The following is a 15,656-nucleotide window of genomic DNA, read 5'->3' on the forward strand; positions in this document are numbered from 1 at the left end:
GATTTAAGAAACCCCGGTCACCGCAAGGTGGCCGGGGTTTTTTGCGTTTGGAGCAGCTTGTAGCAATGGTCCATGAGATTGGCTCATGGACCATTGGTCAAGCCCGCTCGGCGCCCGGTTCCGGCTGTTGCCGGAACCGGCTTTAAGATTCACAACTCGGGAACACCCGAGTTGTCGTGCGGACCCACTTGGCATCGGTCAACGACCGAGGCCGATGGTATTAATACTCGCTCCCAGCCGCCCCACTCAGCGCAGCACGTACACCGTGGTTCCCACGCGGACGCGGTTGTAGAGGTCCACCACATCATCGTTGGTCATGCGGAAGCAGCCGGAGGAGACCGCTTGGCCGATGGTCTCCGGCTCGTTGGAGCCGTGGATGCGATAGAGGCTGGAGCCGAGATACATGGCCCGCGCGCCCAGCGGATTTTCGATGCCCCCCGGCATGTAGCGCGGCAGGTCGGGCCGGCGCCGCAGCATCTGCGCGGGCGGCGTCCAGCCCGGCCATTCCTTCTTGGCGCTCACGGTCTTCACGCCCGACCACTGGAAGCCCTCGCGGCCGACGCCGACGCCGTAGCGCAGGGCCTCGCCACGGGAGGTGACATAATAAAGCCGACGCTCCGAGGTGCGGATGACGATGGTGCCGGGCGCATATCGCGGGTCGATGGACACCACCTGCCGGCCGATGGGCGAGGAGGTGCCGACGTAGCCGGCATTGCTGTTGGCGCCGCTGAACAGCTTGTTGAAGTTGAAGATGTCGTAGCGGTCGTCGGCTCGCGCCGGCCCCGCCGCCACGATCGCGGCCGCGACGGCGGCCAGGGCGAGGGATCTGAAGTGCGTCATGGGTCTTACGTCTCGGCTGAGGAACGAAGGGGACACACGGGGAGCGGATCGTGCTCCGACGTCCATTTTGTCGCCGTAAAATGGACATGACTGCAACCGCTTTGTGGCATGGCGGTTCCGGCCGCACGGGAGTGTGATGCGGATTTTCCGCCCGTGGGGCCTTGCCGCAACGCTCAAGCCTTGCCGGCTACCTCCCGCACGAAGGCGGCCAGCGCCGCGTTGAAGCGCTCGGGCGCCTCCAGGAATGGCGCATGGCCGACGCCCTCATAGAGGTCGAGCCGGGCGTTCGGCACGATTTCGGTAATATGTTCCGCCATGGCCGGGGCCACCACCTCGTCGAGGGCGCCCTGGACCACCAGGGCCGGCACGTCGAGGGTGCGGTTGAGGGCGTCATAATCCGCCACCCGGTCGAACAGGGCGGCGCGGATGTGGTGCGGCACCAGCATGTTCACGCCGAACAGCAACTCGAACAGGGGCTGCGGGATGGGATTGGCGAAGCAGCGGCGCAGGAAGGCGCGGCTGGCGGTGATGTTCTCCGCCACGTCCGGGCTGCACATGAGCCGCATGAGGCGGTTGCAGCTGCCGTAGAAGCGCCGTTCGTTGGCGGTCACCGCATCCACGAACACGATGCCGGAAATGCCCTTTGTGCCGTAGGTGGCCACATAATCGCCGATGATGCGCCCGGCATAGGACCAGCCCACCAGCACCGGCCTTTCCAGTCCGAACGCCCGGATCACCGCGTCCACCTCGCCGGCCCAGAGTTCCGCCGCCTTGTAGCGGGCGGGGTCTTCCGGCTTGTCCGAGGCGCCATGGCCGCGGAAATCGTAGGTGACCATTTGGAAGTCGGAGAGGAACGGGCTTGCCGTCTGCCGCGACCAGCACAGGCTCGACTGGGAAAAGCCGTGGATGAAGACGATGCCCGGCCGAGTCCCGGTGCCAAAGGGCTCGGCGCCGAAGGCCTCGGCGGCGATGCCGATGCCGTCGGGAGTGGTGACGCGGGCGGTGCGGCGGGCGGGGGGCTTAAGAACGCTCATGGCCTTCTGCCTAGCATGCCCGGCGACAGGCTTTAAGCGCGGGCGTGGCCGGTTCCGCCGCCTGGAAACCGCCACCTTGGGTCCGCCGCTTTGCCGATGATATAGAGCGGGCCGAACGCGGCAGTGCCACAGAGGCGGCGAATCATGCGCAACCTTCTTATGTCCCGAGCCGGGCGTCTCGCCCTCGTCGCCACCCTCGGGCTGCTTGCGCCCGTCACCGCGCGGGCCGCCGATCGCTACATGGCGACGGGGCTGCCCTTCTTCGATCCCTACCATGTGGCCATCGCCAGCATCGACGTGGCCGACGGCAAGGTGACGGGCACCCTCGCCGCGCCCGCAGGCGATCCGCGCCCGGCGCTGCCGCTCTCCGGCACGTTGGCCAACGGGGTTCTCACCCTCACCGTGGGGCAGGGCGCGGAGGCCTACCGGTTCGTCTTCAGCGAGAACGAGCGGGGGCTCCACCGCATCTTCGAGGAGACGACCAGCATCCCCGGCATCGATTCCGTCACCTTGTTTCGCCCGCCGGCGGGCTTCTCGGAGCCGGCGCTGGCGCTGCAGCATGATCCGGAAGACTGGTGCGGGCGCGTCTATGGCGGGCTCTCCGTCCAGTTCCGCGCCAAGGACCTGGCGGCGACCGCCGAGGCGCCGGCCGCCGTGGCGGACCTCGACCTGATGGTGGTGCCGCAGCAGGGTGGCACGGCAACGCAGAAGCTGAAGGACGCCTGGAGCCGCCTGCGGCTCGCCGCGCGGGGCGGCGACGACGTGTCCGTGGACATCGCCGTGCCCGTGGGCAGCGAGGCGAAGCACGCCGAGGACCTGCGCCGCGTGCCGCAAGTGGCTTCCGTGATGCTGCCGGCTTTGTGCGGCGAGATGGCGCTCGCCACCATTCCCCGTGCCCGGGTGGCCGAGGGGAACACGGTGTCTGAGGCGAAGCTGAAATCCTATGCGGAAGCCATGTTGTCACGCCTTTTGTCCGGCGCGGCGCCCGATGCGTCGGCCGCCGGGCCGCGCAAGTTCAGGATCGCCGGCGCGGTGGTGCCCGGCACGTCCGGCCCCGCCTTCAGGGCGACCGTGACCGGAGAGGCGGAGGCGACGCGCCTCGGCAAGGGCAGCTTCGACCAGTTCACCCTGACTCTTGAGCCGGTGGTGACGCCGGACGATGCTGCCGACACCCTCTCGCTCATACCCACCGTCACCGACCTGAAGAGCGCCAAGAAGGCCGGCCCGCAGCCACCCGCCGACGCCGCCTTCCGTCCGGCGGACGATTCCAGCCAGGTCGCTGGCATCGCCCAGCGCATCGTTTCCTTCATCGCCACGGCCGAGGGCACCCGCTGCGCCTTCCTCACCCAGACCGGCTTCGACGAGCCCGACGGTGCCATCTCCTGCACCAACATCGCGCTCGATGATGTGAGCCACCCCGACGACAATTGAGGATGATGCCGGCGCGGCCGAGATCGTTCTAGAATTTTTGAGGCATACCGGTCTCTTGCGAGTGATTAGAAGCGCGACCGCCGCCGTATTTGATTGAAAAATGCGGTGGCGGTCGCGTTTTCATTTTGAGTAGAGCGTGGCTGTAAGCTCCCAAAAATCGAAGGAACCATCCTCTCTCCCCTCCGTTGCATGACCAGGGGCTGAACAAGAGGATACATTCCCATGACCAATCGTCAGCAGGGCGGTTCCAACACTCCCGAGACGGATCAGGCCAAGGAGGTGGCCCGCAAGGCTGCGGAAAGCCGCCAGCAGCATCAGCAGGATCATGGCCGTGGCCAGCAGGGCGGCGGGTTCGACCGGGACCCTGATCGGGCCTCCGAAGCCGGCCGCAAGGGCGGCCAGGCGGAGGAAAAGCGCTCCCCCACGCAGGATCGCGACCAGAACAATGAGGCCGGCCGCAAGCCGGGCGCGCGCTGACGCCTTCCGGCGCTGAGATTTCAGCCGGCCCGCGCCGGCTGAAATCCGCGACTGTCCAGAGACATCAGGAGACAGACATGGGCTTCTTTTCCAAAGACATCCATTCGCTCGACGATCTCTTCGTGCACACGCTGCGCGACATCTATTATGCGGAAAAGCGCATCCTGAAGGCGCTGCCCACCATGGTGGAGAAGGCCTCGAGCGCGACCCTGCGCCAGGCCTTCCAGTCCCACCTCGGCGAGACCGAGGAGCATGTGAAGCGCCTGGAGGAGGTGTTCCGCCTGCACGGCGTTGAGGCCAAGACGGTGAAGTGCCCGGCCATCGACGGCATCATCGCCGAGGCGGAGGAGGTGGCGTCCGAGGTGGCCGATCCCGAGGTGCTGGATGCCGCCCTCGCCGCGGCCGCGCAGGCGGTGGAGCATTACGAGATCACCCGCTACGGCACCCTCATTGCCTGGGCCAAGCGGCTCGGCCGCAATGACTGCGCCACCGTGCTCCAGCGCACCCTCGACGAGGAGAAGGCGGCCGACGCCAAGCTCACCGGCCTCGCCGACGCCCAGGTCAATATGCGCGCCGCCTGACAAGACCGCCGCTGGCGCCTTCCGAATGGCAGGCGCCGCATCTCTCCCTCCCGCGGGGAGAAACCCACTTGCCCCCGTCGCACCCGCGGCGGGGGCATTTTTTGCGTTGAGGGGGCGGCACGGGGCGCACCGACGCGCAGCGCGCGCAGCCAACACTCTGGCCAAGTATCTGGAATGGTGCGGAAAAAGGAATGGTGGGCGATGCAGGGATTGAACCTGCGACCCCTCCCGTGTGAAGGGAGTGCTCTCCCGCTGAGCTAATCGCCCGCGCCATTTGCGAGGAGCGCCGTTTAGGCCGGCGCACCCCTCCCTGTCAAGTGCCGGCCGCTCCAGCCTGTGGATGACCTCATCCCAACGGGCGCGCCAGAAGGGCATCCACGGCCCGCTCCAGCTCGTCGAAGTGATGGATCAACGCATCCGCGCCGAGTTCTGCGGCCGGGGTTTCCGTATAGCCGAAGGACACCGCGACCACCGGTACGCCGGTGGCGCGGGCGGTGAGCACGTCGGTGATGCTGTCGCCCACCATGATCGAGCGCGCCGCCGAGCCGCCGGCCGCCGTGATGGTGGATAGGAGCGGCAGCGGATCGGGCTTGGAGCGGGGATAGGTGTCGGCGCCAGTGATCACGGAAAAACGCCCGGTGAGGTCCAGCGCGTCCAGGAGCAGGCGGGCGAGGTGCTCCAGCTTGTTGGTGCACACCGCAAGGCTCACGCCCTTGGCGGAGAGGCGGTCGAGGGCGTCGAGCAGGCCGGGGAAGGGGCGCGAGCCCACGGCGATGTTGTCGGCGTAATGGGCGATGAAGCGCTGCGTCATCGCCTCCACTTCCGCGTCCGGCAGGGCGACGCCCTCGCTCTTCAGGGCGCGGACGATGAGTAGGCGCGCGCCGCCGCCGATCATGTTGCGCGCCTCGTCGCGGTTCACCGGCGGGATCTTGTGCGGGGCGAGGACCATGTCGAGGGCGTCCAGAAGATCGGGCGCGGTATCGACAAGCGTTCCGTCCAGGTCGAAGGCGACCACAGGGCGGATGGAAACGGATGGGGCAGTCATGTTCGGGCCTCTTCCTCGGGGACAGACAGGGATGGGGGGCGCCGACCCCACTCCCTGCCTTAAATCCTGCCGCTTTTTCGCGCGAGCGTCCGCGTCGATCGCAAGGCTGCGGCGGCATGGCGCAGCCTTGCGCGGAATAGGTCGGGACCGGACGTGAGCTGGGCGGGCCCGAAACCCAAGGAGGCTTGAATGCAGGCGATTGTTGTTTCCGCGTCAGGATCGCGAACCCACCTGCGGACCCTGAATCCGCTGGCGCGCGGCGCGCTGACGGCACTGGCCTTGGCGGGCCTTGGCACCCTCGCCGGTGCCGGCGGGGCGCTGGCGCAGGCAGCCCAGCCGGGGCAGGGGGCTTATGAATTCGCCGCTCCGCCCTCGGCCCAGGCGAACCGCGTCTATGGCCTCAACCGCCAGACCGGCGAAATGAACGTGTGCCAGTTCGAGCGGCCCGAGGGCAGCGCGGTGGGCATCACCCATTGCTTCGCGCAAGGGGAGGGGGCAGGCCCCCAGAAGGCCGGCAGCTACGCCCTGGCCCCCACCCGGTACGAGGGCGAGACCGGCATCTTCCGGGTCAATCGCGACACCGGGGAGATGAGCATCTGCTATGTGCGCGAAACAGCGCGTCCCCAGGGCGGCACCGATTCGAGCCTGGTGTGCACGCCCGCCGCCAGGTGAGGGTGCCCGCAGGGACGCTTGCGGCCAGCTGAGGCGCCGCGCCGCTTGTCGGCGGGCCGGATCAGGGCTAGAGCCGGAACGCGGCGGGGCGACCCGTCCCGCAGCAACGAAACGCCAATGCCTCACGCCGCGCCGGTTGGCCGCGCGCGGGGGTACCGGAACGGAAACTCCCATGGTGCATGCCGAAGACCCGAAGCGCCGCGCGGCCGCTCACGCCCTGACCTACGTGACCGACGGCATGCGCCTCGGCCTCGGCACCGGCTCCACCGCCCGCCATTTCGTGGAGCTGCTGGCCGAGAAGGTCCATGCCGGCCTTAACATCCTCGGCGTGCCCACCTCCGAGCAGACGCTGTCGCAGGCGGTCTCCCTCGGCGTTCCGATCGCGACGCTCGACGAGGCCGGGCCGCTCGACCTGTGCATCGACGGGGCGGACGAGGTCGGCCCCGGCCTTGCCCTGATCAAGGGCGGCGGCGGCGCGCTGCTGCGGGAGAAGATCGTCGCCAGCGCCGCGCGCGAGATGGTGGTGATCGCCGACTCGAGCAAGAAGGTGGCGGTGCTCGGCCGCTTCCCGCTCCCCATCGAGGTGGTGGATTTCGGCGTCGCCTCCATCGAGCGCCATGTGGCCGAGGCGGTGCGCAAGGCCGGCTGCGAAGGCCCGGTGAAGCTGCGCCGCGACGGCGACGGTCATCCTTTCGTCACCGATCAGGGCCACCTCATCCTCGACGCCCATCTCGGCCGCATCCCGGACCCGGCCGCGCTTGCCCGCGCGGTGGAGGAAGTCGCCGGTGTGGTCGAGCACGGGCTGTTCCTCGGCCTCGCCCGCCGGGTCGTGCTTGCCGGCGCGGACGGCATCACCGTGCTGGAGCCCGGCAGCTTCTGATTCCTCTTCCCGGAGAGAGACCCATGTTCATGTCCCACAGCAGCCGCTTCGGCGTGCGGCTTGTTCTCGCCGCTGCCCTTGCCGTGCCGGCCCTCCCGGTTCCCTTCGCCCTGGCCCAGCAGGCGCAGCCCGCCCCGGCGGCGAAGGTGAGCCCGGCGCATCTCCAGTTGGCCCGCGATCTCGTGGCGGTGAACGGCGAGGCCCGCGCTTTTGAAGGGATCATTCCCAACATCGTCGACGGTGCGGCGCTGTCTTTCCTCCAGACCAATCCCGACCTTGCCAAGCAACTGCGGGAAGTCGCCATCATCGTGCGGCCGGAGTTCGAGGCGCGGCAGGCGGAAATCATCGACATCCTGGCGACCTCCTATACCCGCCACTTCACCGAGGCTGAGCTGAAGGAGGCCATCACCTTCTATCGCTCGCCCACCGGCGCCAAGCTGGTGCAGGACCGTCCGGTCATCGTCCAGGAGGCGGTGCAGGGCATCCAGGCGTGGGGCGCGCAGGTGAACGCGCAGGCGATCGAGCGAGTGCGCGCGGAAATGCGCAAGCGCGGCGTCGACCTGTAGGCCTCGCGCGGACGCCTGCCTTCGGGCCGGTTCGGGCTCAACAAAAAAGGCTCCCGGCATTGGCCGGGAGCCTTTTTTGTTTGAGGCCCAACCTCAGATCGCGTCGGTGCGGGCGTCGCGCGGGCCCTGCGGCGCGTCGGCCAGCGCCGCGAACAGGTTCTTGCGGTCGAGGTTGGGGTTGGAGTGGGGGTCCACCAGCGTGCGGGCATGCCACAGGGCATCGAAGCGCTCGTGCTGGGCCTTCAGCCGCTCGCGGTGGAGCTTGTTGCGGGACTTCCCGCGCGAGGCCGATTCGTGGTGGATGAGCAGCGCGTAAGGCGTGGTCACCACCTCATAGCCGGCGCGGCGGGCGCGCAGGCACAGGTCGATGTCGTTGCAATCCTCCTGGAACCGCTCCGCGTCCAGCGGGCCGATGGCCTCCCATACGTCCCTGCGGATGAGCTGGCAGGCGCCGGTGACCGCCGACACGTCCTGCCGCGCCAGCAGCCGGCCTTCGGGGCCGGGCGTGTCCGGCAGGGCATGGGCGAACCAGTGGGAGGCATAGCCGAACAGGCCGACCATCACCCCCGCATGCTGGATGGTGCGGTCGGGGTAGAGGAGCTTCGCCCCCACGATGCCGACGCCGGGCCGAAGCGCAAGCGCCACCATTTCGTCCAGCCAGCCGGCCTCGACCACCTCGATGTCGTTGTTGAGGAACAAGATCAACTCGCCGGTGGCGACCGCGACCCCGTTGTTGCAGATGCGCGGATAATTGAAGTCGCCGTCGTCCCGCACGATGGTCGTGTCGGGCCAGGTGGCCTTCATCTCCGCGAACAGGGCGAAGGTCTCCGGCTCCACCGAGCCGTTGTCCACGATGATGATCTCGAAATTGCGATAGGCCGTCTTCCCGATCAGCGAATCGAGCGCCATGCCCAGAAGGCCGGCGCGGTCGCGGGTGGGGATGACGATGGACACCTTGGGCGGCACCGCCGGCAGTGGGAAATCCGGCCGCAGGAAGTGGGTGCCGGCCTCCGGCACCACGCTCACAGGTACGCCGAGCACGCCTTCCAGCGCCTGGGCGGCCAGCCGGGCGGTTTCGGGCTCGACGAATCCCGGCGGGTGCTCGGGACCGGAATAGGCGATGCGCGGCAGGTGCCGCACCGCGCCGGCGCCGGCCTGCGCCACCGTACGCACGACAAGGTGATAGGGGGCGGCGGCGGCGAAGCGGGGATCGATCCCCAGCGTCCGGCTCAACCCCGCCCGCAGCACGATGAGCGAGCCCATATAGGGCGAGGCTTCCAGCAGATGGCGATTGAAGGCCGGCTTGAACACGCCCGCGAGCGGCGTGCCGGACGCGTCGCAGCGCTCCTCGTCCGTATAGAGCAGCTGGCAGTCGGGATGGGCGGCAAACGCCGCGCGGATCAGCGCCACGGCGTCCTTCGTGGGGCGGCCTTCCACATCCAGCACGCAGATGAGGCCGTCGTCCGGCGCCGCGCTCGCGGTGAGGGCTGCGGCGAGGAGGCTGGCGTGGTTCGCCGCTGGTGCGGGCACGATTTGCGCCGTATCGCCCACCGCCTCCGCCAGCGCATTGCCCTCGCGGGCGAGGCGATCCGCGCTTGCGGCGATGATCCAGCTGAAGCTGCGGTCGGTCTGCGCCTTCAGGGCCTGCGCGCAGGCGGCGATCTCTTCGGGGGAGCGCCCGTCTCCCGCCGCCGACAGGAAGACGACAGCCGGCGCCGCTCCCTCGGCGGGAACCTCGGTGAAGTCCTCCACGAAGGCGTCGCGGAAACGCTGGTACTGCGCCCGCTTCAGGGACAGGCGGGCCTGCGCGGTCTGGCTCAGGGCGATGAGGCTCAAGCCCAGATGGCGCGCCGCGCCCTCCGCCTGCCGCCAGCGGCTCTGAAGGCCCTTGAGGCCGCCTTTGGGGGTGACGAAGGATCCGTTTCGGAAGGCGTGGAGCTTCAGCAGCAGCCGCCCGGCAGGAAACTGCCCGCGCACGGGGTAATAGCCGAGTCCCACCGCGCCTTCCGACACGCCCGTTCCGGTAACGACGATCCGCGCCGTGCCGGCCGGTAGATCCGCCGCCACCGGCGTGTCCGCCTCCGCCGGGAAGGCGGCGAGGGGCGTCCCGCGCCCGTCCTCCATGCGCACCACCAGCGGGCCGGGGACGCCGGTGGCGACCAGCACCACCACCGCCCCCCCGGCGCCCGGCAGGTGCAGGATAAGGGGCGGGAGAAAGGCCGCCGTGCCCGGCTCGGAGGTGACGGCGCGCAGGGGCCGCGGCGGGATCACGTCGTTCAGCATGGGATGTGGTCCCGCCCCTTCGCGGCTTGTTCCGGCTCAGGCCGCAGGGCGATCCGCCCGGCCTTGGCCCCGGCGCATGGGGCATGACCGTGGCTTTCCCTTGACGGATGGGAGCGCCGGCCGTTTTGTGGCGGCCATTGCGCGGCGCGAAGGACGGATTGGAATGTCACGGCGAGAAGTCGACCTGTTTGTCATCGGCGCGGGCTCGGGCGGAGTGCGCGCGGCGCGCATCGCGGCCCAGCACGGCGCCCGGGTGATGATGGCGGAGGAATACCGCGTCGGCGGCACCTGTGTCATCCGCGGCTGCGTGCCCAAGAAGCTGTTCGTCCATGCCGGTCGGTTCGCCCACGATCTTGAGGACATGGCCGGCTTCGGCTGGCGCGTGGGCGAGGCGGAGTTCGACTGGCTGACCCTCGTCGCCAACAAGGACAAGGAAATCGCCCGCCTCGAAGCCATCTACCGCCGCAATGCGGAGAATGCCGGGGTGGAGGTGGTCGCCTCCCGCGCCGTGGTGGCGGGGCCGAACACGGTGCGCATCCTGTCCACCGGCGAGGAGATCGACGCCCGCTACATCCTTCTCGCCACCGGCGCCCGCCCGGCGCTGGGCCCGGCGATTCCGGGCTGCGAGCTGGCCATCACCTCCAACGAGGCGTTCAACCTCACCCATTTCCCCGACCGCATCCTGGTGCAGGGCGCCGGCTATATCGCCGTGGAGTTCGCCGGCCTGTTCCGGGCGCTGGGGTCCGACGTGACCCTGGTCTATCGCGCCGACAAGGTCCTGCGCGGCTTCGACGGGGAGATCCGCGACCATCTGGAAGCCGAGATGACCCGCGCCGGCATCCACCTGACGCCGGGGCGCACGATCACCGCCATCGAGGTGATCAACGGCGGCAAGCGCGTCACGCTTTCGGATGGCGCGGTGGTGGAGGTGGATGATGTGATGCTGGCCCTCGGCCGCATTCCCAACACGGCCCATCTGGGCCTCGACACGGTCGGGGTGAAGCTCGACGAGGTGGGCGCGGTGGTGGTGGACGAGATCGGCTGCACCAACGTGCCGTCCATCTATGCGGTGGGCGACGTGACCAACCGCATCAACCTGACCCCCGTCGCCATCCGTGAGGGCCATGCCTTCGCCGACACGGTGTTCGGCAACAAGCCCTGGACGGTGGATCATTCCCTGGTAGCCACCGCCGTCTTCTCCGAGCCGGAGATCGGCACCGTGGGCCTTTCGGAAGAGGCGGCCCGCGCTCTTGGGCGGCCCATCGACATCTACAGCACCTCGTTCCGCCCGCTGAAGGCGACGCTCTCGGGCCGCGAGACCCGCACCTTCATGAAGCTGGTGGTAGACAAGGAGAGCGACGTGGTGCTCGGCTGCCACATCATGGGCGATGCGGCCTCCGAGATGATCCAGCTCGCCGGCGTGGCGCTGGGGCTGAAGGCGAAGAAGGCGGATTTCGACCGCACCGTCGCCGTGCACCCCACCTCCGCCGAGGAGCTGGTGACCCTGCGCACGCCCACACGCAGCGTCTGACCCGCGGGCTCAGATCCGGTTGAAATTCACGCCGATGGGCGCGTGCGGCCCTCGCAGCGCTTTACCATCGTCATGCCCGGGCTTGTCCCGGGCATCCACGCCGAGCCGCTTGGAACCGCTTGCGAAAGCTCTTCCCAGCCTATCCGCGGGGATGGCCGGGACACGCCCGGCCATGACGACTGTGATTGCATCTATGCCCTCTTGAATGTCCAAGCGGGCGCTCAGAGCCGGCTGAGCAGCTCGGCCTTCTTGGTGCTGAACTCCTGGTCGCTCAGGATGCCCTTGGCGTGGAGATCGGCCAGCTTCTCAATGGCGGAGATCACCTCGTTCTGGCCCAGCGGCGGCAGGGGATTGCCGAAGGTCTGGGGCTGCGGCGCATAGGTCTGCTGCTGCGGCGGCGGATCGTAGACCGGCGGCGGCGGGGCGTAGGCCTGAGCCTGGGCCTGGGGTGCGCCGCTCACGATGGGCAGGTTAGAGACGAACACCGTGCCGTACTGGCTGGTGAAGGTGAGGGAGCCCGAGCCTCCCTGCTGCTGGGAGAAGCCGCCGATCTGGTGGTCGAGGCTGTCATAGACCGTCACCTGGCCGTTGAGGTCGATGGCGAGGCGGTGCGATCCCGGGAAATAGGCGTAGCGCACCGAGTTCTGCGCGCCGGTGCTGGCCGGCTGGCCAAGATCGGCCGGCCACCAGTTGAAATTGCCCGAGGCGTCCGGCACGAACAGGCTGGACTGGTTGCCCCCCATCCCGCCGCCGCTCGACTGCCACTGCCCGCTGCCGAAATTGCCGCTGCCGAAATTCCCGCCGCCCTGGTTCTGCGACTGGAAGCTTCCGCTCTGGGTGAGGCCGGGCTGGCTGGCGACGAGGTTCGACAATTCGCTGCACAGGCCGTCCACGCGGCCCTTCAGGTAATTGTTGAACATGTCCGAGACCATGGTCATCCCGCCGCGCATCCACTGGCCGGATCCGCCGAACTCGGGATGGCTGAACTGGGCCATCGAGCCGTTGCCGGCGATCACCGAGAACAGCATGGATGTGACGGCATCCGGGCTGAAGCCGGTGCGCTGGGAGATGGCGTTGATGGCCGCCTGGCCTTCGGGCGAAAGTTGAGGCATGAGGCTCCTGTTGTCGTTCGAACTGCGGGCGCAAGATCGCGCAAGCGTGTAGGCGCAAGCGTTTCTTCTACCACGGCTTGCGGACAGTTCGCCGACAGATTCCGCTGCGGCGGGCGGAGCACCCATGCGGCCAGCACGGGGCGGGAGTCTTCCGCCCATCTGATTAGCCGTCTATGGATTGTGTCCGAACAGCCGGCCCTTCTCGGCCCACAGCACGAACACCAGCGCGATGGCGCCCAGCACCATGTAGCCCAGGCTCAGCGGCAGCACCGTGCCATCGAAGGCGCGGCCCACGAAGTAGCCGAGCACGGACGCCATGAGGGTGGTGAAGCCGCCGATGAAGGAGGAGGCGGTTCCGGCCACCGCGCCAAGCGGCTCCATGGCCATGGAGTTGAAGTTCGGCACCGTGAGCGCGAACAGGAACTGCCCCGCCCCGACGAGGCCGCAGAACAGCAGCAAGGGCGGCTTTCCCCCATAGGCGAGGCTGGCGGCCACCATCAGGACGCCCACGGTGATGAAGCCGCAGATGCCGCCGTGGGACAGCCGCCGCATGCCGATCCGCCGCACCAGGGCCGCGTTGGTGAAGGAGGCCACCGCCATGATGCCCGCCACGGCGGCGAACGCCACCGGGAACAGGTTGCCCAGCTTGTAGACATCGGTCTGGAACACCTGGGAGGCGGAGCCCACATAGGCCATCAGCGATCCCATCATCAGGCCGATGGCCACCGCATAGCCCGCCGCGCGGCGGGTGGTGAGGGTGAGCACCACCGCCTTGCCGATGGCCCGCAGCGAGAAGGGAATGCGGTATTCCGGATGCAGCGTCTCCGGCATGCGCAGGCCGAACCAGACCAGCAGCGCCACGGCCAGCGTGAGCATGGCGATGAAGATGAGGTGCCAGGAGCCGAAGGCCAGGATGAGGCTGCCCAGCGCCGGCGCCAGGATGGGCACGGTGAGGAACACCATCATGGCGAGCGACATGATGCGCGCCATCTCGCGCCCCTCGAACCGGTCGCGCACGATGGCGATGGCGAGCACCCGGCCCGAGGCCGCGCCCACGCCCTGGATGACGCGGGCGGCGATCAGCACGTTGAAATCCCGTGTGAACAGGGCGAGCAGCGTGCCCACCGCATAGATGGCGAGGCCCGCGAACAGGATCGGCCGGCGCCCCACCACGTCGGAGATGGGACCGTAGAGGAATTGCGCGGCGCCGATGCCGAGCAGGTAGGCATAGACCATCACCTGCACGTCATTGGCGTTGGCGAGGCCGAAGTCTTCCCGGATGGCGCCGAAGGCGGGCAGCAGGTTGTCGATGGAGAAGGCCGTCATGCCGATGAGCAGGGCGATGAGGGCGACGAATTCGAGGAAGGGCGGCCGGGTGGGCGCCGTCGCCTTCGCCGGAATGGACGCGTTGCGGGGCGCGGGGGCGCGCTCGGGATGGGACATGAAACGCTCTGGCGTTGGGCGTGTCCCGCAACAGACACGGCTGTGAGGCGCGGTGCGCGGGGAGGGGCAACCGGCAAGGGGGCGGATGGGTGGAGGACACATAGGCGATGGCGCCGGGAAGGAGAAGGGGCGCCGTCCGTGGACACCGAACCGTGTTTGCGCCGCGTCCTTTCGGCGCGGCGCGGGTTCGTGTATAAGCCCGCCTTCCGGCCCCGCGAACACAAGAGGAACGCAAGGGTTGGACCCGGTGTCGGACGAGCCGGCCCGGTTTTTGAGAACATGGAGAGTGAAATGGTGACCCGCCCGCAATCCGCACCTGTCCCTGGCGCCGAGATGTCTCGCCGCGCCGAAGGCTGGCGTCCGGATAGCTGGCGATTTTATCCCGGCGTGCAGATGCCCAATTATCCGGACAAGGCAGAACTCGCCGATGTGGAAGCCAAGCTTGCCTCCTACCCGCCCCTCGTTTTCGCCGGCGAGGCGCGCCGCCTGAAGGCGGAGATCGCCAAGGTCGCCCGCGGCGAAGCCTTCCTGCTGCAGGGCGGCGACTGCGCCGAGAGCTTCGACGAGCACTCGGCCGACAACATCCGCGATTTCTTCCGCGTCTTCCTGCAGATGGCGGTGGTGCTCTCGTTCTCCGGCGGCACGCCGGTGGTGAAGGTGGGCCGCATCGCCGGCCAGTTCGCCAAGCCCCGGTCCTCGGATACCGAGACCGAGAACGGCGTGACGCTGCCCAGCTACCGTGGAGACATCGTCAACGACATCGCCTTCACCCCCGAGGCGCGCGTTCCGGACCCGCGCCGGCAGATCGAGGCGTACCGCCAGTCGGCGGCGACGCTCAACCTGCTGCGCGCCTTCGCCAACGGCGGCTATGCCAATCTCGAGAACGCCCACCAGTGGATGCTGGGCTTCGTGAAGGACTCACCGCAGTCCTCGCGCTACCAGGAACTCGCGAACCGCATCACCGAGGCGCTCGACTTCATGCGCGCCTGCGGGATCAATCCGCAGAGCCACCCGGAAATGCGGACCACGGATTTCTTCACCAGCCACGAGGCGCTGCTGCTGGGCTACGAGCAGGCGCTGACGCGGGTGGATTCCACCTCCGGCGACTGGTACGCCACCTCCGGCCACCTGCTGTGGATCGGCGACCGCACCCGCCAGCCGGACCATGCGCATGTCGAGTATTTCCGAGGCATCCGCAATCCGATCGGCATCAAGTGCGGCCCTTCCATCACCGGGGACGGCCTCATCCGCCTCTTGGACATCCTGCAGCCCGACAATGAGGCGGGCCGCATCACCCTCATCTGCCGCTTCGGCGCCGACAAGGTGGGCGACTACCTGCCGGGCCTGATCCGCGCGGTGGAGAAAGAGGGGCGCGTGGTGGCGTGGTCGTGCGATCCCATGCACGGCAACACCATCAAGGCGGCGTCGGGCTACAAGACCCGGCCGTTCGAGCGCATCCAGTCGGAGATCCGCTCGTTCTTCGACATCCATGCGGCCGAGGGCACCTTTGCCGGCGGCGTGCATCTGGAGATGACGGGCAAGAACGTCACCGAATGCACCGGCGGCGCCCGCGCCATCTCGGACGAGGACCTGCGCGATCGCTACCACACCTATTGCGATCCGCGCCTCAACGCCGAGCAGGCCATCGAGACCGCCTTCCTGGTGGCCGAGCTGCTGAAGCGCGAGCGCCTCGCCCGCGGCCGCCCGGAGGTGGTGGCGGCGGAGTGATTGCCGCTCATTGACGCGGATTGTGTGATTTCA

14 protein-coding genes and 1 tRNA gene are annotated in these 15,656 nt (G+C 68.4%); 8 read left to right on the top strand and 7 right to left on the bottom strand.

The features are described 5' to 3' along the window. Positions 1-246 precede the first annotated feature (246 nt). Positions 247-840, bottom strand: coding sequence for a L,D-transpeptidase (locus FBQ73_RS12755; protein ID WP_138399871.1), 594 nt, complete (start codon positions 838-840; stop codon positions 247-249). A gap of 173 nt (positions 841-1,013) precedes the next feature. After that, positions 1,014-1,874 carry an alpha/beta fold hydrolase gene (locus FBQ73_RS12760; protein WP_170218874.1) on the bottom strand — a complete coding sequence of 287 codons (861 nt, stop codon included), beginning with the start codon at positions 1,872-1,874 and terminating at the stop codon, positions 1,014-1,016. A 144-nt stretch (positions 1,875-2,018) separates the two neighbouring features. Between FBQ73_RS12760 and FBQ73_RS12765 the strand changes: the two genes are divergently transcribed. The 3 genes from FBQ73_RS12765 to FBQ73_RS12775 all read left to right on the top strand — a co-directional run bounded on the left by FBQ73_RS12765 (position 2,019) and on the right by FBQ73_RS12775 (position 4,363). After that, positions 2,019-3,305 carry a hypothetical protein gene (locus FBQ73_RS12765; protein WP_170218875.1) on the top strand — a complete coding sequence of 429 codons (1,287 nt, stop codon included), beginning with the start codon at positions 2,019-2,021 and terminating at the stop codon, positions 3,303-3,305. Positions 3,306-3,527: 222 nt separating this feature from the next. Next, on the top strand, positions 3,528-3,782 hold the full coding sequence (locus FBQ73_RS12770) for a KGG domain-containing protein (RefSeq protein ID WP_138399874.1): 255 nt from the start codon (positions 3,528-3,530) through the stop codon (positions 3,780-3,782). Positions 3,783-3,859: 77 nt separating this feature from the next. Next, complete coding sequence (locus tag FBQ73_RS12775) at positions 3,860-4,363, top strand: YciE/YciF ferroxidase family protein (protein ID WP_138399875.1); 504 nt, start codon at positions 3,860-3,862, stop codon at positions 4,361-4,363. Positions 4,364-4,555: 192 nt separating this feature from the next. Here FBQ73_RS12775 and FBQ73_RS12780 read toward each other — a convergent pair. After that, positions 4,556-4,630: transfer RNA gene (locus FBQ73_RS12780), tRNA-Val, on the bottom strand. 79 nt (positions 4,631-4,709) lie between these two features. After that, positions 4,710-5,408 (bottom strand): phosphoglycolate phosphatase, encoded by a 699-nt coding sequence (gene gph, locus FBQ73_RS12785; protein WP_138399876.1) that lies wholly within the window; start codon positions 5,406-5,408, stop codon positions 4,710-4,712. A 189-nt stretch (positions 5,409-5,597) separates the two neighbouring features. On the opposite strand from gph, the gene FBQ73_RS12790 reads away from it, so the two are divergent. From FBQ73_RS12790 to FBQ73_RS12800, 3 genes are all read left to right on the top strand, one after another. Then, on the top strand, positions 5,598-6,080 hold the full coding sequence (locus tag FBQ73_RS12790) for a hypothetical protein (protein ID WP_246089687.1): 483 nt from the start codon (positions 5,598-5,600) through the stop codon (positions 6,078-6,080). Between the two features lie 172 nt (positions 6,081-6,252). Beyond that, positions 6,253-6,960, top strand: coding sequence for a ribose-5-phosphate isomerase RpiA (gene rpiA / locus FBQ73_RS12795; RefSeq protein WP_138399877.1), 708 nt, complete (start codon positions 6,253-6,255; stop codon positions 6,958-6,960). A gap of 23 nt (positions 6,961-6,983) precedes the next feature. Then, complete coding sequence (locus FBQ73_RS12800) at positions 6,984-7,526, top strand: DUF2059 domain-containing protein (RefSeq protein ID WP_138399878.1); 543 nt, start codon at positions 6,984-6,986, stop codon at positions 7,524-7,526. A gap of 93 nt (positions 7,527-7,619) precedes the next feature. Here FBQ73_RS12800 and FBQ73_RS12805 read toward each other — a convergent pair whose 3' ends face one another. Then, positions 7,620-9,809 carry a glycosyltransferase family 2 protein gene (locus tag FBQ73_RS12805; protein ID WP_138399879.1) on the bottom strand — a complete coding sequence of 730 codons (2,190 nt, stop codon included), beginning with the start codon at positions 9,807-9,809 and terminating at the stop codon, positions 7,620-7,622. Between the two features lie 163 nt (positions 9,810-9,972). Here FBQ73_RS12805 and gor point away from each other — a divergent pair, with 163 nt between their 5' ends. Next, positions 9,973-11,340: a glutathione-disulfide reductase gene (gene gor / locus FBQ73_RS12810; RefSeq protein WP_138399880.1), complete on the top strand. Its 1,368-nt coding sequence runs from the start codon at positions 9,973-9,975 to the stop codon at positions 11,338-11,340. A 221-nt stretch (positions 11,341-11,561) separates the two neighbouring features. Here gor and FBQ73_RS12815 read toward each other — a convergent pair whose 3' ends face one another. After that, positions 11,562-12,452: an SHOCT domain-containing protein gene (locus FBQ73_RS12815; RefSeq protein WP_138399881.1), complete on the bottom strand. Its 891-nt coding sequence runs from the start codon at positions 12,450-12,452 to the stop codon at positions 11,562-11,564. Positions 12,453-12,623: 171 nt separating this feature from the next. Next, positions 12,624-13,895: a multidrug effflux MFS transporter gene (locus FBQ73_RS12820; protein WP_138399882.1), complete on the bottom strand. Its 1,272-nt coding sequence runs from the start codon at positions 13,893-13,895 to the stop codon at positions 12,624-12,626. A gap of 333 nt (positions 13,896-14,228) precedes the next feature. Here FBQ73_RS12820 and FBQ73_RS12825 point away from each other — a divergent pair, with 333 nt between their 5' ends. After that, on the top strand, positions 14,229-15,623 hold the full coding sequence (locus tag FBQ73_RS12825) for a class II 3-deoxy-7-phosphoheptulonate synthase (protein ID WP_138399883.1): 1,395 nt from the start codon (positions 14,229-14,231) through the stop codon (positions 15,621-15,623). Positions 15,624-15,656 lie beyond the last annotated feature (33 nt).

Source organism: Xanthobacter autotrophicus, assembly GCF_005871085.1.
Lineage (GTDB): Bacteria > Pseudomonadota > Alphaproteobacteria > Rhizobiales > Xanthobacteraceae > Xanthobacter > Xanthobacter autotrophicus.